General features: G+C 62.4%; 18 protein-coding genes and 1 riboswitch. Of the genes, 9 read left to right on the forward strand and 9 right to left on the reverse strand.

Going from position 1 to position 22,342, the window contains the following annotated elements; translation table 11 throughout:
• Positions 1-48: 48 nt before the first annotated feature.
• Together ERD78_RS10550 and ERD78_RS10555 are read left to right on the forward strand one after the other, a co-directional pair.
• Positions 49-915, forward strand: a complete 867-nt coding sequence (locus ERD78_RS10550) for an alpha/beta hydrolase (RefSeq protein ID WP_129969265.1) — start codon at positions 49-51, stop codon at positions 913-915.
• Entirely contained in the window at positions 912-1,883 is a 972-nt protein-coding gene (locus ERD78_RS10555; protein ID WP_129969266.1) for a Bug family tripartite tricarboxylate transporter substrate binding protein, read from the forward strand. Before ERD78_RS10550 ends, ERD78_RS10555 begins: the two co-directional genes overlap by 4 nt.
• Before the next feature lie 75 nt (positions 1,884-1,958).
• Here the strand turns inward: ERD78_RS10555 and ERD78_RS10560 are convergent, their stop codons facing one another.
• From ERD78_RS10560 to ERD78_RS10570, 3 genes are all read right to left on the reverse strand, one after another.
• Entirely contained in the window at positions 1,959-2,738 is a 780-nt protein-coding gene (locus ERD78_RS10560; RefSeq protein WP_129969267.1) for a helix-turn-helix transcriptional regulator, read from the reverse strand.
• Positions 2,739-2,743: 5 nt separating this feature from the next.
• Positions 2,744-6,517, reverse strand: a complete 3,774-nt coding sequence (gene metH, locus ERD78_RS10565; protein WP_129969268.1) for a methionine synthase — start codon at positions 6,515-6,517, stop codon at positions 2,744-2,746.
• Positions 6,518-6,691: 174 nt separating this feature from the next.
• The gene (locus ERD78_RS10570; RefSeq protein ID WP_129969269.1) at positions 6,692-7,624 is read right to left on the reverse strand and encodes a ketopantoate reductase family protein; all 933 of its coding nucleotides are present in this window, start codon (positions 7,622-7,624) and stop codon (positions 6,692-6,694) included.
• 127 nt (positions 7,625-7,751) lie between these two features.
• A riboswitch (cobalamin riboswitch) is annotated at positions 7,752-7,923 on the forward strand.
• A gap of 124 nt (positions 7,924-8,047) precedes the next feature.
• Between ERD78_RS10570 and ERD78_RS10575 the strand changes: the two genes are divergently transcribed.
• From ERD78_RS10575 to ERD78_RS10595, 5 genes are all read left to right on the forward strand, one after another.
• A complete protein-coding gene (locus ERD78_RS10575) occupies positions 8,048-9,922 on the forward strand; it encodes a TonB-dependent receptor domain-containing protein (protein ID WP_129969270.1) in 1,875 nt (624 codons plus the stop codon).
• A gap of 9 nt (positions 9,923-9,931) precedes the next feature.
• On the forward strand, positions 9,932-10,810 hold the full coding sequence (locus tag ERD78_RS10580; RefSeq protein WP_129969271.1) for an ABC transporter substrate-binding protein: 879 nt from the start codon (positions 9,932-9,934) through the stop codon (positions 10,808-10,810).
• A gap of 62 nt (positions 10,811-10,872) precedes the next feature.
• Positions 10,873-11,694: a bifunctional hydroxymethylpyrimidine kinase/phosphomethylpyrimidine kinase gene (thiD, locus tag ERD78_RS10585; protein ID WP_129969272.1), complete on the forward strand. Its 822-nt coding sequence runs from the start codon at positions 10,873-10,875 to the stop codon at positions 11,692-11,694.
• 133 nt (positions 11,695-11,827) lie between these two features.
• Positions 11,828-12,508 (forward strand): protein-L-isoaspartate O-methyltransferase family protein, encoded by a 681-nt coding sequence (locus tag ERD78_RS10590; protein WP_129969273.1) that lies wholly within the window; start codon positions 11,828-11,830, stop codon positions 12,506-12,508.
• Between the two features lie 2 nt (positions 12,509-12,510).
• The gene (locus tag ERD78_RS10595) at positions 12,511-14,049 is read left to right on the forward strand and encodes a TolC family outer membrane protein (RefSeq protein WP_129969274.1); all 1,539 of its coding nucleotides are present in this window, start codon (positions 12,511-12,513) and stop codon (positions 14,047-14,049) included.
• A gap of 58 nt (positions 14,050-14,107) precedes the next feature.
• Here the strand turns inward: ERD78_RS10595 and rfaE2 are convergent, their stop codons facing one another.
• The 6 genes from rfaE2 to ubiE all read right to left on the reverse strand — a co-directional run bounded on the left by rfaE2 (position 14,108) and on the right by ubiE (position 20,068).
• Entirely contained in the window at positions 14,108-14,593 is a 486-nt protein-coding gene (gene rfaE2, locus ERD78_RS10600) for a D-glycero-beta-D-manno-heptose 1-phosphate adenylyltransferase (protein ID WP_129969275.1), read from the reverse strand.
• Positions 14,594-14,613: 20 nt separating this feature from the next.
• Positions 14,614-15,465 carry a ferritin family protein gene (locus tag ERD78_RS10605; RefSeq protein WP_129969276.1) on the reverse strand — a complete coding sequence of 284 codons (852 nt, stop codon included), beginning with the start codon at positions 15,463-15,465 and terminating at the stop codon, positions 14,614-14,616.
• A gap of 123 nt (positions 15,466-15,588) precedes the next feature.
• Positions 15,589-17,145: a ubiquinone biosynthesis regulatory protein kinase UbiB gene (gene ubiB / locus ERD78_RS10610; protein ID WP_129969277.1), complete on the reverse strand. Its 1,557-nt coding sequence runs from the start codon at positions 17,143-17,145 to the stop codon at positions 15,589-15,591.
• A 2-nt stretch (positions 17,146-17,147) separates the two neighbouring features.
• A complete protein-coding gene (locus ERD78_RS10615; RefSeq protein WP_129969278.1) occupies positions 17,148-17,846 on the reverse strand; it encodes a ubiquinone biosynthesis accessory factor UbiJ in 699 nt (232 codons plus the stop codon).
• Between the two features lie 288 nt (positions 17,847-18,134).
• Complete coding sequence (locus ERD78_RS10620) at positions 18,135-19,106, reverse strand: Tim44 domain-containing protein (RefSeq protein ID WP_129969279.1); 972 nt, start codon at positions 19,104-19,106, stop codon at positions 18,135-18,137.
• Positions 19,107-19,273: 167 nt separating this feature from the next.
• Entirely contained in the window at positions 19,274-20,068 is a 795-nt protein-coding gene (gene ubiE / locus ERD78_RS10625; protein ID WP_129969280.1) for a bifunctional demethylmenaquinone methyltransferase/2-methoxy-6-polyprenyl-1,4-benzoquinol methylase UbiE, read from the reverse strand.
• A 126-nt stretch (positions 20,069-20,194) separates the two neighbouring features.
• Here ubiE and phoB point away from each other — a divergent pair, with 126 nt between their 5' ends.
• Together phoB and phoR are read left to right on the forward strand one after the other, a co-directional pair.
• Entirely contained in the window at positions 20,195-20,896 is a 702-nt protein-coding gene (gene phoB / locus ERD78_RS10630; RefSeq protein WP_129969690.1) for a phosphate regulon transcriptional regulator PhoB, read from the forward strand.
• Positions 20,897-20,978: 82 nt separating this feature from the next.
• Positions 20,979-22,274 (forward strand): phosphate regulon sensor histidine kinase PhoR, encoded by a 1,296-nt coding sequence (phoR, locus tag ERD78_RS10635; protein ID WP_129969281.1) that lies wholly within the window; start codon positions 20,979-20,981, stop codon positions 22,272-22,274.
• The last annotated feature ends 68 nt before the right edge of the window (positions 22,275-22,342 follow it).

Here is a 22,342-nt window from a genome sequence, read left to right on the forward strand (position 1 = left end):
GAATTTTATTAAGTTTATTTATTTTCCTTACGCTCATACCATATCTGCATGAGCACGCCGCAAACAATACTTCCGCAGCTGGATTTCAGTGCCATAGACCGGTACGACGCCACCGACGTGGGCCCATGCCGGCTTTATCGCGCCGGCACGACGCCGGCAGCGGGGCCACCCCTTCTGTTCGTGCCGGGCGCCTATCACGGCGCGTGGTGCTATAGCCATTATCTAGGCTATTTTGCACAGCATGGGCTGGAAAGCTTCGCGATTGACCTACCCGGCCACGGCGCACGGCACGCCGGCATGCGGCCTGATCTGGGCATAGCCGATCTGGCCGAGAGCCTGGTGGCAGGCTGCCGGCATATCGCCCGGCGGGTGATACTGGTCGGCCACAGCATGGGGGCTTTGCCCGTACTGCTGGCTGCCTCCGAAATCGACGCCGCCGCCATCATCCTGCTTGCGCCCTCTCCTCCCGGCAACTTGCCCGGCGCCCAAATGGTGCCGCCCGTACCCGCGGGTGGATTGCGTCCCCCGCCCGGTGCAGCGGAAGTCCGCAGCCGTTTCGCCGGGTTGGCGCCGCAGGCGCCTGTCGACGCCCTTTGCGCACGGCTGAATGCGGAAAGCGCCCGCATCCTGAATGAGCGCTACCAATTAAGTGTGCATGTCGATCCAGAACGCATTGCCTGCCCCGGCGTCTGTTTTGAAGCAGGCCAGGACGACGCCGACAGGCATCCGCCAGGGCAGGACGAAGCCATAGCCCGGTTTCTGGGCTTTGAACACCACGTGCTTGCACATCAACCCCACTGCATGATGTATGCGGAACACTGGCAGGAGAGCGCGAGCGCGCTGTTGGATTGGCACGGCTCGCTGTTCGGACAGACTGCCGGGCCAATGTCATTCGATCAGGAGACAAGGAAATGAAAAACAGAAACCAGGCCATCCTCAATGCCCTGCTGCTGGCCGGCAGCCTGCTGGCCATGCCCGTCCACGCGCAAGAATGGCCGGGCACCCAGCCCGTTACATTGATAGTCCCGTCCTCCCCCGGCGGTGCCGCCGACATGACGGCGCGCACCATCGCGAAGTTCCTCAGCGACAAGGCGGGCGTAAGCACCATCGTGGAGGACAAGCCAGGCGCGGGCGGCATCATCGGCACCGCGGCCGTCAAAGATGCCGCGGCAGATGGGCATACCTTCCTGATTTCCACCAACTCGACCCAGTCAGCAAATCAGTTCCTCTACAAAAAGCTGCCCTATGACCCTGTGAAGGATTTCGTGAACGTCGGCATGATAGGCAAGTTCGGCACGGTGGCTGTGGTCGCTCCCGACAGCCGCATCGACAAGCTGGCCGACCTGGTCGCATTGGCCAAGGAAAAGCCCGACGATACGTTTTACGGCTACTACAGCTCCTCCTCCCACGTACCTTCAGAGCTGTTCAAGGAGTATGCCGGCGTAAACGCCCAGGGAGCGTCCTACAAGAATATTACGCACATCCTCACCGATCTGCGTGGCGGTCTGATCCAGTTCGCATTTGTCGATTATCTGACTGCACGCGGCCAGATCGCCAACAAGGCGCTCAAACCCATTGCCGTCACAGGTGCGCAGCGCAATCCGCTCTGGCCCGACGTACCCACCACCGACAGCGACTATCCCGGATTCATCGTCGAAGGCTGGCTGGGCCTGTCGGCTCCCGCCGGTACACCGGCGCCCATCGTGGAAAAGATGAATGACTACCTGGCCCAGGCGGCGCAGGACAAGACCACCCACGATACCCTGAGCAGCTTCGGCCTGCAGCCAGAAAGCATGGATGTCCAGGCCTTCGGCCAGTTCGTGCGGGAAGATACGCAGCGCTGGAAAAAATGGATCGCAACGGCGAAGATCCAGCCCAAATAAAACCCCGCCGTTCTTCCTGAAGCACCCGCTGTCGCAGGGCGGGTGGCTTTTTCAGTTTTGCCGGCCTGCCCGCCGCTAGGGCGCATCCAGCAGCATGACCAGCTTGCAGTCGGGCCGTGTAGCCAGCCTGAATGTAATCTGTTGATAGCGCAATATGCCTTGGCCCACATGATGGAATTCGCGCAGGCCACCAGCCCTGTCCACCACCGTATGGCGCGTCCACCAGTGCGCGAACACATTGCTGCCCTGGCGCAGATCGGTCAACAAGGCGTGCACATCGGGCTCATCCACATGTGCGCCCGCGTCGGCGCGGAATTCAGCCACGACGCGGCTGGCGCGCTGATCCCAATCGACCACCAGCTCGCGCGCCGCCGGATCGAGGAAAATATACCGCAGCAGATTGGGCTCGGCATCGCGATCCGGCCATCCCTGGAACAGCGATAGCAGCGGCGCGTTGCGGGCGAGGACGTTCCAGCAGCGATCCAGGATGTACGCCGGCGCACTGATGCTGTGCACGCAGTCGGCCAGGTGCGCCGGCAGCGGGACAACGTGATCCTCATCATGTTCCGGGTCGGCGCATTCGGCCAGTTCGAACAGGTAGACGCGCTCCGCGCGTGTCAGCGATAGCACCGAAGCCAGTCTTGCCCATACACCCGGCGATACGGATACGTCTCGCCCCTGCTCAATCCAGGTGTACCAGGTAACGCTGATGCCGCACAACTGTGCCAGCTCCTCGCGTCGAAGCCCAGGCGTACGCCGGCGCTGGCCTACGGGCAAACCTACGCTTTCCGGGCGCACGCGCGCGCGCACGCGCCTGAGGAAGTCGCCCAGCACCTTGCGCCGGTCGCCGTCCATGCCGCTCACCCCAGCACGCTGGCCAGCGTTCGCCTGACGTCGTCCTCGTCGCGGCCGCTGCGGCGTATATAGTCCTGCAATTGATCGCCGCCTATGTTGCCCACATTGAAATACTTGGACGCTGGGTGACTCAGATAGAAACCGGACACGCTGGATGCGGGATACATCGCATAACTGTCAGTCAGTTGCATGCCGATTTCCTCGCAGTCCATGACGCGAAACATATCGCGCTTGACCACATGCTCGGGGCAGGCGGGATAGCCTGGCGCCGGACGAATACCCTGGTACTTTTCGGCGATTAGGTCCTCATTGCTCAAGGCCTCGTCCGCAGCGTAACCCCACAGGTCGCGCCTCACCCGTGCATGGAGGCATTCGGCAAACCCCTCCGCCAGCCGGTCTCCCACCGCCTTGAGCATGATGACCGAGTAGTCGTCATTGGCGTCCATAAACATCTTCTCGTGCTTCTCCATGCCCAGCCCGCCGGTTACGGCGAACAGGCCGATATAATCGGCCACGCCGGTTTCCCGGGGCGCAATGTAATCGGCCAGGCATTTGTTGTCCACGCCCCCCCGCTTTTGCGTCTGCTGGCGCACATTGCGCCAGGTGAACAGGACATCGGAACGGCTTTCATCCGCATAGACTTCTATGTCCTCCTCGTTGACAGTATTGGCCGGGTAGAAGGCGACGACACCGCTGGCCGTCAGCCAGCGCCCCTCGATGATACGGCGCAGCATCTCCTGTCCGTCGGCAAATACCTTGCGCGCCTGCTCTCCGACAACCTTGTCATCCAGGATGGCGGGATATTGGCCGAACAGGCTCCAGGTCTGGAAAAACGGTGTCCAATCCACAAAAGAGGCTATTTCGTTCAGGTCGTAATTCTTGAAGGCGCGGCGCCCCAGATAATGAGGGCGCGGCGGCTGATAGCTGGTCCAGTCTATGGCCGGTCGCGCCGCGCGCGCCTGGGCCAGGCTGATGATCGGGGTGGCCTTGCGGTTGGCGTGGCGCTTGCGCACCAGTTCGTACTCCTCGGCCACCTCGGCCACGAACTGGGCCGCCTGGTCGGACATCAGGTTGGTCGCCACCCCAACGGACCGGCTGGCATCCGGCACATAGATCACGGGGCCTTCATATTTGGGCGCGATCTTCACCGCCGTATGCACTCTGCTTGTCGTGGCGCCGCCCACCAGCAAAGGCAGCTTGCGTTCACGGAAGTAGTCGTCCCGCTGCATCTCGGAAGCCACATAGGCCATTTCCTCGAGACTGGGCGTGATCAGGCCGGACAGGCCCACCATGTCCGCATTCTCTTCCTTGGCCTTGGCCAGAATGTCTGAACAGGGCACCATGACGCCCATGTTGACGACTTCGAAGTTATTGCACTGAAGCACGACAGTCACGATATTCTTGCCAATGTCATGCACGTCGCCCTTTACGGTGGCGATGACAACCTTGCCCTTGGAGCGCACATCGCCTCCCGCGGCCTCTATCTGTTTCTTCTCTTCCTCGATGAAAGGGATGAGATGCGCCACGGCCTGCTTCATGACACGAGCGCTCTTGACCACCTGCGGCAGAAACATTTTGCCGGCGCCGAAGAGGTCGCCCACAATATTCATGCCATCCATCAGCGGGCCTTCTATCACCTGAATGGGCCGTCCGCCCCGCGCCGCGATCTTCTGTCTAACTTCCTCGGTATCCTCGACGATAAAAGTGGTGATGCCGTGCACCAGCGCGTGCGATAGACGCGCTTCGACCTCCTGCTCGCGCCAGGACAGATCCTCTTCCTTCTTCGCGCCCGAGCCCTTGATGCTTTCGGCCAGCTCCACCAGCCGCTCGGTTGACGTGCGCTCGTCTGCCGGATCAGTCCTGCCCAATGGGTCGGCACGATCCAGCACAACATCTTCGACCATGTCCAGCACTTTTTTGTCGATGTCCTGGTAGACACCCAACTGGCCGGCATTGACGATTCCCATGGTCAGGCCCTGCCGGATGGCGTAATACAGGAACACCGCATGGATGGCTTCGCGCATCGCTTCGTTGCCGCGGAAAGAGAAGCTGACGTTCGAAATGCCGCCCGACACGCGCGCATGCGGCAGATTGCGCGTGATCCAGCCTGTGGCCTCGATAAAGTCCACGGCATAATGGTTATGCTCTTCGATACCCGTGGCGATCGCAAACACATTGGGATCGAAGATGATGTCCTCCGGCGGGAATCCCACTTTGTCGACCAGCAGGCGGTAGGCGCGCTCGCATATCTGCTTGCGCTTCTCCAGGTTGTCTGCCTGGCCTTGCTCGTCGAACGCCATGACGATCACCGCGGCCCCGTACTTGCGGCACAGTCGGGCGTGCTCCAAGAAGGGCGCTTCGCCTTCCTTCATGGAAATGGAATTGACCACGGACTTGCCCTGCACCGCGCGCAGGCCTTGCTCGATGACCTCCCACTTGGAGCTGTCTATCATGATGGGCACGCGGGCTATGTCAGGCTCGGAAGCGATCAGGTTCAGGAACCGGCGCATGCAGGATGCCGAGTCGAGCATCGCCTCGTCCATGTTCACATCAATAATCTGGGCGCCGCTTTCCACCTGCTGGCGTGCCACCGAGAGCGCCTCTTCATATTGCTCCTCGCGAATCAGGCGCAGAAACTTCTTGCTGCCGGTAACGTTGGTGCGCTCGCCCACATTGACGAACAGGCTGTCCTCGTCGATGGTCAATGGCTCCAGCCCAGAAAGCCGTGTCTTGACCGGGATGTCGGGCACGACACGCACAGGCAGGTCCGCCACCTTGGCCGCAATAGCCTTGATATGGTCTGGCGTCGTGCCGCAGCACCCGCCGGCCATATTGACCAGGCCATCGCGGGCAAACCCCTCGAGCAGCGAGGATGTATCCGCCGGGGTTTCGTCGAAGCCCGTCTCCGCCATGGGATTGGGCAGGCCGGCATTGGGATAGACACAGACATAGGTATCGCAGATCTTGGCCAGCTCCGCAATATAGGGGCGCATGAGCGCGGCGCCCAGGGCGCAGTTCAACCCGATCGTGATAGGCCGCGCATGCCGCACGGAGTTCCAGAACGCCTCGACGGTCTGGCCAGAGAGGATGCGGCCCGATGCGTCGGTGACAGTGCCTGAAATCATCACGGGCAGACGCACGCGCCGGGACTCGAATACCGTCTCGACCGCGAAGATGGCGGCCTTTGCATTAAGCGTGTCAAAAATGGTTTCAATCAGGACGATATCGATGCCGCCATCGAGCAAGCCCTCGAGCTGTTCCATATAAGCGTCGCGTAGCTGCTCGAAGGTGACGTTGCGCGCGCCAGGGTCGTTGACATCTGGCGAGATGGATGCCGTCTTGGGCTGCGGCCCAAGCGCCCCGGCAACGAATCGCGGCCGGTCGGGCGTGCTAAAAGCATCGCAGGCTTCACGCGCCAGAGAGGCCGACGCACGATTCAGTTCGTAAGCCAGCTCCGGCAAACCGTAGTCACCCTGAGCAATCGCCGTGGCGCCGAACGTATTGGTTTCAATGACATCCGCGCCGGCTTCCAGATATTGTCTGTGTATCTCGCTGATGATGTCCGGCCGCACGAGACTGAGCAGCTCGTTGTTGCCCTTGACATCTTTGCCGTGATCGGCAAACCGCTTGCCGCGGAAATCATCCTCGGTCAGCTTGTACTGCTGGATCATCGTTCCCATGGCGCCATCCAGGATCAGAATGCGCTCGCCAAGAAGGCGGGCGAATTCGGCGCCACGTGTATAGTCGGACAGGGGATAGGGCAAGGCGGGATAAGACACGGCGTTCCTGAACTGGATCAATGACTTGTGAAAACGGTCATTGTATCGCCGCGGGCCATTCGGGCGCGGTGGCGGGCATGCATTACCTCTTACCGGGAGAATTGCGCTGCGCCCCATGCGCACAGCGCATGCACGGCGGCGCACGCAGCGCCGCGTTATGCGCCGGCAACGGGGTCAGCCCTGCCCCAGCCTGCTCTCCCGCGCCTTCACGATGCCGACAATGACATCGTTGACGGGTGTCGGCACGCCCAGCGGCGCGCCCAACCGAGGAATACTGCCATTGATCGCATCAATTTCGCCGCGCCGCCCAGCGATTGCATCGAGCAGCATGGATGGGCGTGCATCGGGAATCCGCCCCCCCAGATGCCGGACATGGCCGATGGGATCATCCAGCCCCAGGTCGATGCCCAGTGCGGCTGCCACCGCAACCGCCTCTTCGGAGCAGGCCCGCGCAATCCTCCAGGCGTCTGGATTATGGATGATCTGCCCAATGGTCAGGCCGGTCACGCAGGATGAGCCTGAATACGCCACGTTCATGATGAGCTTTTTCCAAACCATGCTCTGCACGTCCTCGTGCAATGCCACCTCGAAACCCGCACTGCGCCAGATATCCGCCGACTGCGCCAGTTGCTCATCGGGTAGATCCGTGTATTTGCCGAACCAGGTCACTTCGCGTCCGTTGTGGTGGACATGGCCCGGCTCCACGAGCGAGGCACCGTAGCCGCCCACGATGCCCACCGCCATGCGCGATGCTGGCACATGCAGGGCAACGCGTTCGGGCGAACCCAATCCGTTCTGTATGGTCTGCACGACCGTGCCGGCGCCCACCAGCGGCACGGTCGCCTGCGCGGCGCTCTCCACGTCATAGGCCTTGGCCGCGATAATGGCCAGATCGCATACTCCAATACCATCGGTCGTCGTCGAAGCGCTGGCCAGGCGCGCCCTGCGATCGCCGCTGGCGCCTGAAACCCGTATGCCTTCGCGCGCCATGGCCTGGGCATGGTCCGCCCACAATGTCACCGCATGCACCTCGTGTCCGGCGTCCGCCATCAATCCGGCATACACCGACCCCATTGCACCGCACCCTACGATTGCCACCCTGGCCATGCCTCTTTCCTCCTGGATCCCGATATGGCGATGCCGATGCCCGCCTCAACTTCGATCATACAACCGTCCAGTAACACAACATGAACAGTATCCGGTATCCAGCCGAGGCGCCGACATCCAGCATGCTATATTTCGTAACGAATGAGGTGCTTTCGGGGCACGGCATAAGCCTGCCCTGCGAAAGTCAAATGGGAAACAGAATCCGCGCCTGCAGCAGGCGTGTGGCAATCTGTGCTGCCCCCGCAACGGTAAGCATGTTGAGCATGCAGCCCGACACCAGCCTCAGTCGCCCTTTTCCGTTCGCTCCACGCTGCAGGAGCGGCGGCTGGCTGCTCTGCCACGGAGGAGTCCGCCCCGCCTGCGCGTTGGCGTTCATCGTTGTTTCACGACGTGCGGGGACGCACGTTTTACAGGGTTTCCATCATGCCTACGCATTTTCGCCGGCTTTCTCCCGCCGCGCTTATCTGTTTGCTTCCCCTATACGCCGCCTCGGCGCAATCCTCTGCGCCCGTTGCGCAACTCGACGAAGTCGTGGTTACTGCCAGCCGTGCGCCTGAGTCCAGCCGCAACGTCATCGGCGATGTGTCCATCGTTGACAGGCATATGCTGGACACTGCTCAGGGCGATAGTGTGGCGCAGATATTATCGCGCCAGCCCGACATACAAATTACCGCCAACGGCGGCCCGCAAGGCGTCACCGGCCTTTATTTGCGGGGAACAAATCCCGTCCACACGCTGGTTCTGGTGGACGGCGTGCGCATGAACAGCGCGGTCCAGGGCGGCTTCAACTGGCAGGCGCTTGATCCGTCCACCATAGAGCGTATCGAAATCCTGCGCGGCGCGGCGAGCAGCCTGTATGGCTCAGACGCCATTGGCGGCGTCATCAACATCATCACGCGCAAGGGGGACGGCGACCGCCCTCTGTCTGCCTGGCTCAATACGGGCCTGGGCACGCACAACACCTTCATGTCCAGCACCGGCCTTTCCGGCGCGAGCGGCGGCTGGGATTACGCCTTCTCCAGCAGCATGGCCGACAGCGACGGCATCGATGCCACCAACCCCAACAACGCATTCTCCTATAGCCCCGACCGCGACGGCTACACCCGCCATGCCTGGTCGGGCTCACTTGGGCGCACGTGGCGCGCGGGCCACCGCGTCAGTCTCACCGCCTACAACAGCTATCTTCGCGGCGACACCGACAGCGGCATGTTTGCCGAGCCCGCCCTCGCCCTCATCCGGGAGCAGGCCTACACACTGTCCAGCGTCGACGACATCACCGACGCCTGGACCAGCACGCTGCGCTTTGCCCTCACCCGCGATGCCGTCGACAGCCGCGCGGCCTATGGCGATACGACCTATGACAGCCTGCTGCGGTCATACCTTTGGCAGAACGACATCCGGTTCGCGGACGACCAGCGCCTGACGGTGGTTCTGGAGCGCCTGGAAGAACGCATGCGGCACAGCAGTCATTATGACGAGGACAAACGCAATACCAATGCCGCCGGCCTGATCTACCGGGGCAATTTCGGTCCACACCACATTCAGGCCAATCTGCGCAATGACAACATTACCGGCTATGGCGATGAAACCACCGGCGGCCTAGGCTACGATTTGGATCTTGGCAGCCACTGGACGGTGGGCGTGTCCGGCAATACCGGCTTTCGCGCGCCCACGTTCACCGACCTGTACTATCCGGCCGCATTCGGCTACAGCGGGAATCTCGACCTGAAGCCGGAGCGATCACGCAACATCGAGGGACGGCTGGCGTATCACACAGACGCGCTGCGTCTGGGCATGACCGTCTACCGGAACAAGGTACGCGATCTCATCAATGCCTCGGTGTGCGACGCGGGCGGCTGCATGCCGCGCAACGTCGACAGTGCCACGCTGCGCGGCATCACAATCACCGGCGCCTATACGCTCGATGACACCACAATTCACGGCAGCGCCGATTTTCTGGATGCCCAGGATGACAATACCGGCGAACAACTCATACGTCGCGCGCGCCAGGTGTATCGCGTGGGCGTAACACAACGACTGCACGACCTTTCCCTGGGCGCAGAATACCAGTTCACCGGCAAGCGCTACGATATGGCCACCGACCCCGTCACCTTCCAATCGCAGCGCACACGACTGGGCGGCTACGGCCTGCTGAACCTGACCGCCGCATATGATCTGAACCGGCACGCGGCCATCCAGGTCCGCTGGGACAACGTGCTAGGCAGGGATTACACCGCGCTGTACGGCTACAACACAATGGGGTCAACGGTTTTCGTGAACCTGGCCCTGAAAATGTAGCACCCCGGCATGAGCATGCGCGTCCTCCTGGCCATCTCCGCCCTGCTGGCGGCACGCCTGGCGCTCGCCGCTGGCGGCCCTCCCTATGAAAGAGCCATCGCACTGGCGCCGCACATCACGGAGCTGATCTTCGCCGCGGGCGCCGGCAAGCATGTCGCCGGAACGGTGCTGCGCAGCGACTTTCCGCCCCAGGCGCGCTCCATTCCACGCGTGGGTGACGGCCTATCGGTCAGCGCCGAGGCGGTGCTGGCGCTCGATCCTGATATCGTTCTGGCCTGGCGCGCCAACAACGCGACACGCCAGCTGGCGCCCACGCTGGAGCAGGCACACATCAGGCTTGACTATTCCGCACCCCGGTCGCTGGACGATATTCCCGCGCAGATCCTGCGCATGGGCATGCTCTTTGGCACCACCGCGGCCGCGGCGCCCGCCGCCGCAGCACTGGCGCAAAACATTGCCGCGTTGCGCCAGCGTTATGCCCAGCGCACCCCCGTATCGGTCGTTATCGAGATAAGCGAACCGCCGTTGTATGTCATCGCAGGCGACCCTGTGCTGGAAGACATGCTGCGCTCATGCGGCGCGACAAATATTTTCTCCGACATCAGCATGCCGGCCGCGCAAGCCAGTCGCGAAAGCGTACTGCTTCGCGGGCCCGACGCGCTGATCGTTCCTTTCCAGGATGAGGCGGCCGTGGCATCCGTCCGCCGGCGCTGGTCCGAAGCCGGCCTGCCGGCCGCGCGCGCGGGCCACGTGATAGGCCTCGACCCAGACAGCCTGTTTCGGCCTGGACCCCGCCTGGTGGACACCGCCGGGCAGCTGTGCGCCCGGATCGACCAGATCCGCCAGGCGCTTTCGCGCCGCACGTCCCAGGCGCATGCTCTAAAATAGAGGGTAATGTTCTCCGCCCCTCCCTGATGCGGGCGGCCAGAGAAGCCCGACAATATCCAATCATGATTCCAAACACCCTCACCATTGCCGGCGTCGACCCGTCCGGCGGGGCCGGCACATTGGCTGACATCAAGACCATGAGCGCGCTGGGCGCATACGGCACAGCCGTCATCGCCGCGCTGACCGCCCAGAACACGCGCGGCGTCACGGGCATCTGCCCGGTGCCTACCGAGTTCGTGGCCCAGCAGATCGACACCCTCTTCGACGACGTGCGCATCGATGCGGTCAAGATCGGCATGCTGGGCCACAAGGCGGTCACCCGCACGGTAGCCGACCGCATGGCGCACTGGAAGCCGCCCCATCTAGTGCTGGATCCGGTCATGGTGGCAAAAAGCGGAGACCATCTCCTCGAGCGCAGCGCTGTGGACGAGCTGCGCGAAAGCATGATTCCGCTGGCAAGCATGATCACACCCAACCTGCCCGAGGCGGGCGTGCTGTTGGGCGCCGCGCCTGTCGAGTCGCTGAAGGAAATGCGGCGCGTTGCCGAAAAGCTGCGCAGATTGATGGCGGATGACGGCGAACGCTGGGTATTCCTGAAGGGCGGTCATCTGCCCGGCAGTGAAACGATCGACGTTCTGCATGACGGCGACCGCCTCATAGAGCTTCCCGGGCGCCGCATTGAAACCCGCAACACGCACGGCACAGGCTGCACGCTATCCGCCGCGCTTGCTGCCTTGCTGCCACGCTTGGGCACGGTGCCCGAGGCTGCCAGCCAGGCCAAGGCCTACCTGGTCAACGCCATCGCACGCTCCAACGATCTGGAGGTAGGCGATGGCCATGGACCAGTGCAGCATTTCCACCGCTGGTGGAGCACCACGAGCTGAGTCTGGCCGCGCTTGCGCCATGCCCGTAAAGTCGGCAAATACGCTATAGTAGCCATCATTGGGGCTGTTGCAGCCCTGGGCAGGCGTTCTGTGCGCACTGCCGCCGTCACCCATCATTTTTGTTTGTAGAACCATGAACGTCACTGCACTGTCTGAAATCGAACAAGCCCGCTTCAACATGGTCGAGCAGCAGATCCGTACCTGGGAAGTGCTCGATTTCCGTGTGCTGCAGGCGCTGTTCGACGTCCAGCGTGAGCGCTATGTCCCGCCGCCCATGCAGGGCCTGGCATTTTCCGATGTCGAACTGCCCCTCATTATCAACGCGGTCGACACGCGCGAATCCATGCTGGCGCCCAAGTTGGAGGCCCGCCTCGCCCAGGAACTGCTGCTGCAGCCCACGGACTGCGTGCTGGAGATCGGCACCGGTTCGGGATATCAGGCCGCCCTTCTGGGCCAGCTTGCGCAGCAAGTAACCAGCATCGAAGTCGACAGCCGCCTGGCTGCCTTTGCCCAGGAAAACCTGCAGCGCAGCCAGGTCGATAATGTCAAAGTCGAGGTTGGCGACGCCCATGCGGGCTGGGGCACCACCGAATACGACGCCATCCTAGTCACGGGCTCGGTGCCGGTCGTACCGGATGCCCTCAAGTATCAGCTTTGCATTGGCGGCCGTCTGGTTGTGGTTGTCGGCCAGAACCCCATCATGACCGCCTGCCGGATCACACGCACCAGCGCCGCCAGCTTTGATACCGTCCATCTGTTCGATACGGTCATCAAGCCGCTGCGTGGCGTCGCGGTCTCTCATTTCAAGTTCTAGACATGGCGCGCGGGCGCTGCCATCAGGCTGCGGGGCTCGCGCTGCTGGTCGCGGCATGCGCGCTGCCGGCGCATGGTCAGGATCTCCTGCAGGTCTGGCATAAGGCACTTCAGCGTGATCCCGCCTATGCGGCCAGCGGAGCCGCTCGCGCCGCCGACCAGGAGCTCATCCCCCAGGCCAGGGCCTTGCTGCTGCCGTACATCTCCGCCGACGCCACGGGCGAGGCCATAGACCGGCGCCGTACTTCCACGTTGCGCAACCGGCAAAGCGATAGCCGCGCTTATTGGGCGCTCACCCTCACGCAACCCATCTTCGACGCGGGCGCATGGAGCGCACTGGATCGCGCAAAATCCCTGGCCCATGCGAGCGAGGTCGCCCAGGCTGATGCATATCAGGATCTGATTCTGCGGGTTGCCCAAGCCTATTTCGACATCCTTGCCGCCCAAGACAATCTACGCGCGCTGCTGGCGGAAAAAAACGCCGTGGAAACGCAGTTGCAGGCAGCCAGACAGAGTTTCGAACTCGGCAGCACCACCATTACCGATACCTACGAGGCCCAGGCGCGACTGGACCTCATCAAGGCCAACGAACTGCTTGCCCGCAACGCACTGCAGGTCAGCCAGGATGCGCTGGCGCGCATTATTTCGGAGCGGCCTGGCACGCTGGCGGCATTGGCGCCGGATGCCCAACTGCCCCCGCCTGTACCCAACCGCCTGGACGCCTGGACACAGCAATCCGCAACCGCCAACCTGGACGTCCTTCAGGCTGACCTGGCCGCACGCGCGGTCCAGGCGCAAATGGACATCGCCAAGAGTGGGCACTATCCCACAGTCAGCCTTCAAGCCCAGACTGGCAGTGCCTCCGACAACGGTCTGTATACGAACGGCAACGGTCCGCGATCCCTGGACAGCTCCGTGGGCCTGCAGATTTCCATACCTATTTTTGCCGGTGGCGGCATCTCCTCCGCCGTGCGCGAGCAGGCCTCGCGGCTGCAGCAGGCGCGCTATCAGCTTGAAGACGCAAAACGCGAGGCCGTCCAGGCAACACAGCGGTATTTTTCGGGCGTAACGTCGGGATTGGCCCGCATTCATGCCTTACAGGAAGCCGAGGCATCCAGCCGGTCCTCTCTGCAGGCCAACCGCACAGGCTACGAAGTGGGCGTACGTATTAGCATCGATGTACTCAATGCCCAGCAACAACTGTACGAAACCCAGCGCAACCTGGCACAGGCGCGCTACGACACGCTCATGGACAGCCTGCGGCTCAAGGCCGCCAGTGGCAGTCTGACCGATGCCGACCTGGTCGCCATCAATGCCTTGCTGGCGGATGACCCCGCCGCGGCGTCAGTCCAAACAGTTTCCACGGATCAGCATGCGGGCAAATCAACGGCACCGGGCAGCAGCGGCATGCCCGCGGATACAACGCAGCCCGCACTGTCCGCCGACATCACGCCGTCCGCTCGCCTGCAGGTTCCGCCCAGCATCCTGAAAGTGGGCGGCCGACGCGCCGTGGTGGGCCGCCTCCCGGGGCTGAACCCCTAGGCTGGCGTACAGGCCCGGCGGCAAAAGAGCCCATTGTGCCCGGCATGTCGCGGAGCGCTCAGCTTCCTCGCACCTTGCGCAGCAGCGCCGTGGTCGACCGCTCGAATTCGAAGGGAATGGCTACGGCACGCCCGCCCCAGCTGCGCACGCTGGCGGTCTCGGGCAAGGCATCCATATCGTAATCCCCTCCCTTCACAATGACATCAGGCCGCAGCACCTCGATGAGCGCCTGAGGTGTGTCCTCGTCGAAACTGGTCACGGCATCGACGCAGGCCAACGCCGCAATGAGCGCGGCACGGTCACTCAATGCATTGAGTGGGCGATCGCTGCCTTTGCCCAATCTGCGCACCGATGCATCGGTATTCAGGGCAACAATCAGCGACCCGCCCAGCTGCGCCGCGGCATCCAGGTAGGTGACGTGCCCGCGATGCAGGATATCGAACACGCCGTTGGTAAACACCAGCGGACGCGCAAGGTTGCCCGCCAGCACAGCGGCAAGGCATTGATCGCGCGTCAGCAACTTGGATTCGAAACGAGCAGGCATGAGACATGTGCCAGCGGCGCTCAGGCCGGCGACAGCTCCTTTGACAATTGCTTGCGATAGCGATTGAGATCCTGCGCGGTGTGGAAGGTCCGGTCCATCAGCAGCGAAAGATTATGCAGAATGCGGGTACTGACTTTGCCTTCCCACTCGCCGTCGAAACGGATCTGGTTGTCAAGCCAGTGCTCCAGCCAGCCCGGGGACGGCAACTGAGACTGCACCGTATCCTGAGGGTAAAGCGCCTTGTTGACGTGCAGGTTGGTGGGATGCAGCGCCTGAGACGTCCGATGGGCAGAAGCCATCAGGACGCCGATCTTCGAGAAGGCCAGACGCGCCTGGTGGCCAAATTCCTTGCCCTGATGAACCAGGGCACGCTTCATGTAACGCAGATATGCGCCTGCATGACGAGCCTCGTCCTGCGCAACCGTCTTGTAAATGCTTTTGATGACCGGCTCGGTATGCCAGTCGGCTGCGCGGCGGTACCAGTGGTTCAGGCGAACCTCTCCGCAGAAGTGCAGCATCAGCGTCTCAAGCGCCGGCGCCGGATCGAATTCGAAGCGCACCTTGTGCAGCTCTTCCTCGGTGGGCACCAATTCGGGGCGAAAGCGCCGCAGGTACTCCATCAGTACCAGGGAATGCTTTTGCTCCTCGAAGAACCAGATCGACATAAACGATGAAAAATCGCTGTCCTCGCGAAAATCACGCAGGAACATCTCGGTGGCCGGCAAGGCGGCCCACTCGGTGATGGCGTTCATCTTGATGGTATAGGCCTGGTCGTCCGATAACTTGCTGGCATCGAAATCGTCCCAGGGGATATCGGTAGCCAGGTTCCAGCGCACGGCTTCCATCGACTTGAACAATTCAGGATAAAGCATGGAGATCTCTCTTGGGAAGGACTGCACAAAGCGCCTCCCGACATTCTGGCTGAGCCAGTTAACAGGATTATTTCAGGATTGGACGCAATGCGGCGAGCCGTCCGGAGCCGGGCGCACTGGGCTTCATATTCTAGTGAGGGCCCATATGGCCACGCCTATGCCCACAGCCAGAATTGCACACAATGCCATAAGCACGCGATTAGTGTGTTCCTGAGTGCGCAGCAGACGCTCCATTTGAGAGTTTAACTCATGCGGCACGACGGGTTTGCTCAGGTGCGCATGTACCAGGCGTGGGATCTGGGGCAACAATTGCGACCACTGGGCAGCCTCCTTGTCGAGCTGCTTGCGCAGCCCCGCCAACCCCACTCTTTCGCGCATCCAGTTTTCCAGATACGGCTTGGCTGTTTTCCAGAGATCGAGCCCCGGATCCAGCTCCCGGCCCATACCTTCCACATTGAGCAGCGTTTTTTGCAGCAGGACCAGCTGCGGCTGAATTTCAACATTGAAGCGACGCGAGGTCTGGAACAGCCGCAGCAGCACCTGTCCCAGGGAAATCTCGGACAGGGGACGGTCGAAATACGGTTCGCAGACGGCCCGCACCGCCCCCTCGAGCTCTTCTTCGCGCGTGGTGGCCGGCACCCACCCCGACTCGATGTGCAATTGCGCCACCCGGTGGTAGTCGCGTCGGAAGAATGCCAGAAAATTCTGGGCCAGATAGTTTTTGTCGAACTCGGACAGGGAGCCCACGATGCCGAAATCCAGCGCAATGTATCGGCCCAGCGTCTCCGGACGATCGGACACGAAAATATTGCCCGGGTGCATGTCGGCATGGAAGAAGCCGTCGGAAAATACCTGCATGAAGAATATTTCAACACCGCGCCGGCCCAGCTCGTGGGTATCTATCCCGGCCGCCTTCAGCTCGTCGATGCGGCTTACCGGTATGCCATACATGCGCTCCATGGTGAAAACCGTGGTGGCGCAGAATTCCCAGACGACCTCGGGCACCATCAAAAGGTGTTCCCGTCCGTGTTCCGCCGAAAAGTTGCGCCGCAACTGGCTGCAATTGGACGCCTCCCGAATCAGGTCGAGCTCATCGTGCAGATAGTTGTCAAACTCCGCCACGACCTGTCGCGGCTTCAGGCGCCGGCCATCGGCTGCCAGGCGTTCGACCAGCCGCGCCAATACCGCCAACAGGGCAAGATCTTTCTCAATAATGTCGCGCATGCCCGGGCGCAATACCTTGACGGCTACTTCGCGCCCATCGTGCAAGACGGCAAAGTGCACCTGGGCGATGGACGCCGACGCCACCGGATCAGTTTCAAAATGCTTGAAGAGCGTGTGCGGAGATGCGCCCAGCGCTGCCTCTATGCAGTCGGCCGCCTGCTCGGAGGGAAAGGGTGGCACCCGGTCCTGGAGCAAGGCCAGCTCCAGCGCAATATCCAACGGTATCAAGTCGCGGCGCGTGGAAAGCACTTGGCCAAATTTGACGAATATGGGACCCAGCGACTCCAGGGCAAGACGCAGGCGCACGCCGCGCGGTGTGCGAGGCGCGCGTCCAAAACGGACTACGCGCAGCAGGCTGTAGGCGAGCGGGTGCTTGATGCCTGAAAGCACCAGCTCGTCCAAACGGTAGCGCAATGCAACGAAAACAATACGGAGCAGTCGGAAGAAGGTGAACATGGCTACCTTTGACCCTCACCAGCGCGCCCGCCGGGCTGCCCGTCCGACGCCCGCGCTTGCCTGGCAGCGCTGGACGCCTCTTTTTGCCGGCCTCGAGGACCCAGCCGCGCCAAGCGCGCATCGAGAAGGTCGAGCCGGGCCTGAATGTCGTGCACGCCTTGCGACCAGGCATCGTATGCCGTCCGGCTGGTCAGCATGGCGCTTTCCTCGACCAGATATTCCGATATATTGCCCGCCAGGCGCTCGCCGGCCTGGCGCACGCCGTGCGTGAAACGCCGCCCGCCCGCCATGATGCGGGCGGCAGGCACGTCGCCCACCAGCCGGGCCAGGTCATCCTCTGCATCCCAGCGCAGCATGCGTGCGAGATCGGATACAACTTGGGCCAGGCCAGCATCCCCCTCCAGGCGTATGAGACCGGCCAAGGCCTCGTGGTCATGCTGGCGCAATAGACCAGGCAGGCTGTGCAGGCTGTCCCGCGGCAACGTAAGCGTAACGTCGGGTGCCACGGCATCGTCGCAGTCGCCAGCCAGCCCGTCCGACTGTATGGTCAGATTGATGCGCAGCGGCCCAGCGACAAAGCGCACACATTTCCCCGCATGGGAGGCGAGGCGATCACGTGCCCACGGCTCACGCCTCAACAAGGCATTGAGCGGGCCGAGGTAGAGCGTGGCGAGGCCTGGAGGCGTGGGCAGAGAAAACATGTATCGGGGCTGGCGGGGCAACGCCGTCGAAATGTGCATCTGGGAAAGCAGGAACTCAAGTTTACCGGTTTTAGGGAGCCGCGCGAAAAGCCTGGCCCGATCCGGCTGGGCCACCTTTGGGCAGGCGCTGGCGCACGGCCGACCCCAGGCACCCGCCTGGTAAATAAAAGACCGCCCTGCGCTTTGGCAAATAAAGAATGGCGCCCCCGAGGAGCGCCATCCATGCGTAGTGCCGACGATGCCTGCGTCGCCCGGGGGGCTTCAACAGCGCCCGCGGGCGGTAATCGGTCAGCCTGCCTGATCCAAGGGAATTTGCTGGATGCCGGCCAGCAGCCAGCCTGCGCCATCGGCCTTGAACAGATTCCAGACCTCCTCGAACCGGAACGCCTCGGCACCGGGGTCCTCGCGCAGCATGCCCGAATAGCGCACGCTGGCCAGATGCCCGCCAGAGACAGACTCTATGCCCAGCAGTTCTGCATTCAGCAGGACAACCTCGGTGGTGTTTGCGCCGGCCCGCCGCACGACCTCGGGCTTGACCTCCGCCATGAGATCGTCGGTGAGATATTCGCGCAGGCGATCAAGATCACCTGCATCCCAGACAGACTGGATCTCAATGAACTGCCTCTTGGCATTGGCCAGAAAAGCGGCGGTATCGAAATCGCCTGGAATAAACCATGACTTGTCCACCGGCGGCGCGGGAACCGCGTCAGGTACCGCCGTTGCGGAAGCGGACTGGTGATGCGCACCGGGCCACGCCGGCTTGTCGGCTTGAGCCTGTTGCTCCTGGCGCAACATGCCATGGCCGCCACGCCCCGCCCCCTGGGTCGCCTGCTGCATGGGAGACCCGGCCCCGCGCAGCTTGCGGAAAATGAACAGGATGCCAAATGCCAGTAGGCCGATGAGTATCAGGCTGGACATGAACTCTAGGAAGGCGCCTGATAGCCCGAGGCTGGACAGAAGCGCGGCGATGCCGAGGCCCGCCGCGATGCCGGCGATGGGCCCCAGAAAGCGGGACATGCCGCTTTTGCCCGCCGTGGAAGCCGCTGCCCCGCCCGCTGCGGCACTGCTGCGAGTGGTAGTGGACGCAGCGGAGGGCGGCGTGGCAGCCTGTCTCTGTTGCGTGACATTGCTGGACTGGCGCCCGAAGCTCTTGCCGCCGCCCATGCGGCGCGCCTCGGCGTCGAACGATGCGGACAGCATGGCTCCGGCCGAAATGGCCAGGACAAACATGGCAAGCAGTCTTGAACCGCGAAAGGTCATGTAGTACTCCTGTGCGAGCGCGCGATAACCGCGCGCCGACTTATGGATATGGGAAAGAGACCGCCACGGAGGCAGCCTGGAAACTATTTCCTTACTGGAAGCTGAACGTTAGCACAAAGTAGGATCGCGCGCATGGAAAAAAGTTCCGCGGCAACGACGACTTTGCGCTAGCCTAGATTGACACCTTCGTGCAGCGCCACCAAGCCCGCGTTCAGATTGAAATATCGCACGCGGGCCAAACCCGCCTGCTCCATCATGCCCGCCAGGGTGGCCTGGTCCGGATGCATGCGTATGGACTCGGCAAGATAGCGATAACTGGCCTCGTCGCCGGCCACCTTGCGCCCCAGCCAGGGCAGCACATTGAAGGAATACCAGTCGTAGGCGGGCGCCAGGGGCGCGGCGATGCGGGAGAACTCCAGCACCAGCAACTTGCCGCCGGGCTTGAGCACGCGGCGCATCTCCGCCAGGGCGCGGTCTTTATGTGTCATGTTGCGCAGGCCGAAGGCCACACTCACACGGTCAAAGTAGCCGTCGGGAAAAGGAAGCCGCTCCGCATCGCAGACGGCAATCGGCATCAGCATCCCCTTGTCTGCGAGCCGGTCACGGCCCACGCGCAGCATGGAATCATTGATGTCTGTCAACCATACCTCGCCAGAAGGACCGGCACGGCGAGCAAAGGCGTGCGCCAGATCACCGGTGCCGCCCGCGATGTCCAGGACTTTCATGCCCGGACGTACGGCAGCGCGGCCAATGGTGAACGCTTTCCAGACGCGGTGCAGCCCGGCCGACATCAGGTCGTTCATGACATCGTAGCGGCCAGCCACGGAATGGAACACTTCGGCCACCCTGCCTGCCTTTTCGGCCTCCGGCACAGATGAAAAGCCAAAATGCGTGGTGCCTGACTGGGGGCTGCCGCCAGAGGAAGCGTCGGCTGCTGCCTGGGAAGAATCGGTGTTTTGCATGGTTTATCTATCGTAACCCATTAAGCCTCGACACATGCCGCCGCCCACAGCGCCCGGAAGCGTCACAAACCTGAAATAATCATGCCATATGATCCTTCCCATGGACAACAACGCCAACCCAGCCCCATGAGTACAACCATACTGGTCGTGGAAGACGAACCGGCCATCCAGGAATTAATCTCCGTCAATCTCTCGTTCGCGGGCCACAAGGTGCTGCGCGCCTTCGATGCCGAGCAGGCGCAGACGCTCATTCGCGCCGAGCTGCCAGACCTGATACTACTGGACTGGATGCTGCCCGGCGCGTCGGGCATCACGCTGGCCAAGACGCTGCGTTCGGAAGAGCGCACGCGGCAGGTGCCGGTCATCATGCTGACGGCCAAGGGCGCCGAGCATGACAAGGTCGAAGGCCTGGAAGCCGGCGCGGACGACTACATCACCAAGCCGTTTTCCCCCAAGGAACTCATTGCCCGCATCAAGGCCGTCCTGCGCCGGCGTGCGCCGCAGCTCACCGACGACCTCATCTGCATCGGCACCCTGGAGTTGGATCCGGCCACCCACCGGGTACGGGGAGGCGACGCGGCGCTCACGGTCGGACCGACCGAGTTCCGCCTGCTACACTTTTTCATGACGCATACGGAACGGGTTTTTTCCCGGGCGCAATTGCTGGACCAGGTCTGGGGCGATCATGTCTTCGTGGAAGAAAGGACTGTGGACGTGCATATACGGCGACTGAGAAAAGCCCTCGAGCCCAGTGGCCACGAAAACCACATCGAGACGGTGCGCGGCGCAGGCTACCGCTTCAGCGCCAAGGCCTCCCCGTCGGGCTGAACATCCGCAGCGCCGCGCGTTCCACGCAACACATGACAGACCCGACCTCAGGCCCCAATTCCATTCATACAGTCCGCGCTTCATGACCAAGACTCTCGTTTCCGTTGCCGCATGGGCATTTCTGGGATGGCTGATCGGTGCATGGCTGGGCGCTGCCACGGGCTTCGCCGTTATGGCGGCCGGCTTGCTGCTCATGATTCTCGTCAGCGGCTTGCAACTGTCGCGCATTGCGGCCTGGGTCGACGATATCGAGCAGCCGCCGCCCCCCTCCGTAGGTCCCTGGGACGATGTTCTCGCCCCCATCTATCGCAAGCTCAAGCGCGACCGGCACGACATTGCCGCTCTGGAGCGGCAGGTCGAGAGCATCATGATGGCCGCGCAGGCGCTGCCGGACGGCGCAATCACCCTAAATGAGTCCATGCAGCTCACCTGGTGCAACCAGACGGCCAGCGAACATGCCGGCCTGAATCCCGAATCTGATCGGGGACACAGCATCTTCAATATTTTGCGCGCACCCGAGTTCGCCCGTTATGCACGCCAGACCGAGTGGCCGACGGCGCTGATCCTGCATATCAACACCGATGGCCAGGACAAGACGCTGCTTATCCAGCTCACACGCTACGGGGTTGGCCAGTACTTGATTGTGACGCGCGACGTAACGCAGGTCGAGAAGCTGGAAACTACACGCAAGGATTTCGTCGCCAACGTATCGCATGAATTGCGCACGCCGCTTACCGTGCTGTCGGGTTTTCTGGAAACACTCGCCGACATGCCGCCGGGCTCGCTCAGCGACGAACAGAAGCAGCGTTACCATGGCCTGATGATGGAGCAGGCGCAGCGCATGCAGGCCATCGTGGCGGACCTGCTCACCCTGTCCACGCTCGAGTCGTCGCCGACCGCCGAGGGCGGCCTCGTGCAAATGGGGCAGGTCGTGCGCACAGCGCTGCAGCAGGGCCGCGTGCTATCCGGCGACCAGCATGTATTTGTCGAGAACATCGATGACGGCCTCTGCGTCGAAGGGGTGGAAACCGAACTGGCCTCCGCGGTGTCCAACCTGCTGACCAATGCCATACGCTATACCCCGCGGGACGGCACTATCACCGTCAGTTGGTATGCGACCGAAGACGGCCACGCCTGTTATTCGGTGCAGGACACCGGTATCGGGATCGCCAGCCAGGACATCCCCCGCCTTACCGAACGCTTCTACCGCGTCGACCGGGGCCGCTCCCGCGCCACTGGCGGCACTGGCCTTGGGCTGGCCATCACCAAGCATGTGGCCATGCGGCACCATGCTGAATTGCAGATCCAGAGCCGTTTCGGCGCCGGCAGCATTTTCTCTCTGGTTTTTCCCCCTTCGCGCACCAGCCGCGCGACATAGCAGGGATCGCCTTTAGCCTTTAGAATTAAATCCCCGCAGGGGCGAGACACGCGGCAGTGCGCGCGGCC

The sequence above is a fragment of the Allopusillimonas soli genome (assembly GCF_004153445.1).
Classification (GTDB): domain Bacteria; phylum Pseudomonadota; class Gammaproteobacteria; order Burkholderiales; family Burkholderiaceae_B; genus Allopusillimonas; species Allopusillimonas soli.

Coding starts and splice junctions, on each gene's coding strand:
- ERD78_RS10550 (WP_129969265.1), top strand. CDS start 49: ATGAGCACGCCGCAAACAATACTTCCGCAGCTGGATTTCAGTGCCATA.
- ERD78_RS10555 (WP_129969266.1), top strand. CDS start 912: ATGAAAAACAGAAACCAGGCCATCCTCAATGCCCTGCTGCTGGCCGGC.
- ERD78_RS10560 (WP_129969267.1), bottom strand. CDS start 2,738: ATGGACGGCGACCGGCGCAAGGTGCTGGGCGACTTCCTCAGGCGCGTG.
- ERD78_RS10570 (WP_129969269.1), bottom strand. CDS start 7,624: ATGGCCAGGGTGGCAATCGTAGGGTGCGGTGCAATGGGGTCGGTGTAT.
- ERD78_RS10575 (WP_129969270.1), top strand. CDS start 8,048: ATGCCTACGCATTTTCGCCGGCTTTCTCCCGCCGCGCTTATCTGTTTG.
- ERD78_RS10580 (WP_129969271.1), top strand. CDS start 9,932: ATGAGCATGCGCGTCCTCCTGGCCATCTCCGCCCTGCTGGCGGCACGC.
- thiD (WP_129969272.1), top strand. CDS start 10,873: ATGATTCCAAACACCCTCACCATTGCCGGCGTCGACCCGTCCGGCGGG.
- ERD78_RS10590 (WP_129969273.1), top strand. CDS start 11,828: ATGAACGTCACTGCACTGTCTGAAATCGAACAAGCCCGCTTCAACATG.
- ERD78_RS10595 (WP_129969274.1), top strand. CDS start 12,511: ATGGCGCGCGGGCGCTGCCATCAGGCTGCGGGGCTCGCGCTGCTGGTC.
- rfaE2 (WP_129969275.1), bottom strand. CDS start 14,593: ATGCCTGCTCGTTTCGAATCCAAGTTGCTGACGCGCGATCAATGCCTT.
- ERD78_RS10605 (WP_129969276.1), bottom strand. CDS start 15,465: ATGCTTTATCCTGAATTGTTCAAGTCGATGGAAGCCGTGCGCTGGAAC.
- ubiB (WP_129969277.1), bottom strand. CDS start 17,145: ATGTTCACCTTCTTCCGACTGCTCCGTATTGTTTTCGTTGCATTGCGC.
- ERD78_RS10615 (WP_129969278.1), bottom strand. CDS start 17,846: ATGTTTTCTCTGCCCACGCCTCCAGGCCTCGCCACGCTCTACCTCGGC.
- ERD78_RS10620 (WP_129969279.1), bottom strand. CDS start 19,106: ATGACCTTTCGCGGTTCAAGACTGCTTGCCATGTTTGTCCTGGCCATT.
- ubiE (WP_129969280.1), bottom strand. CDS start 20,068: ATGCAAAACACCGATTCTTCCCAGGCAGCAGCCGACGCTTCCTCTGGC.
- phoB (WP_129969690.1), top strand. CDS start 20,195: ATGAGTACAACCATACTGGTCGTGGAAGACGAACCGGCCATCCAGGAA.
- phoR (WP_129969281.1), top strand. CDS start 20,979: ATGACCAAGACTCTCGTTTCCGTTGCCGCATGGGCATTTCTGGGATGG.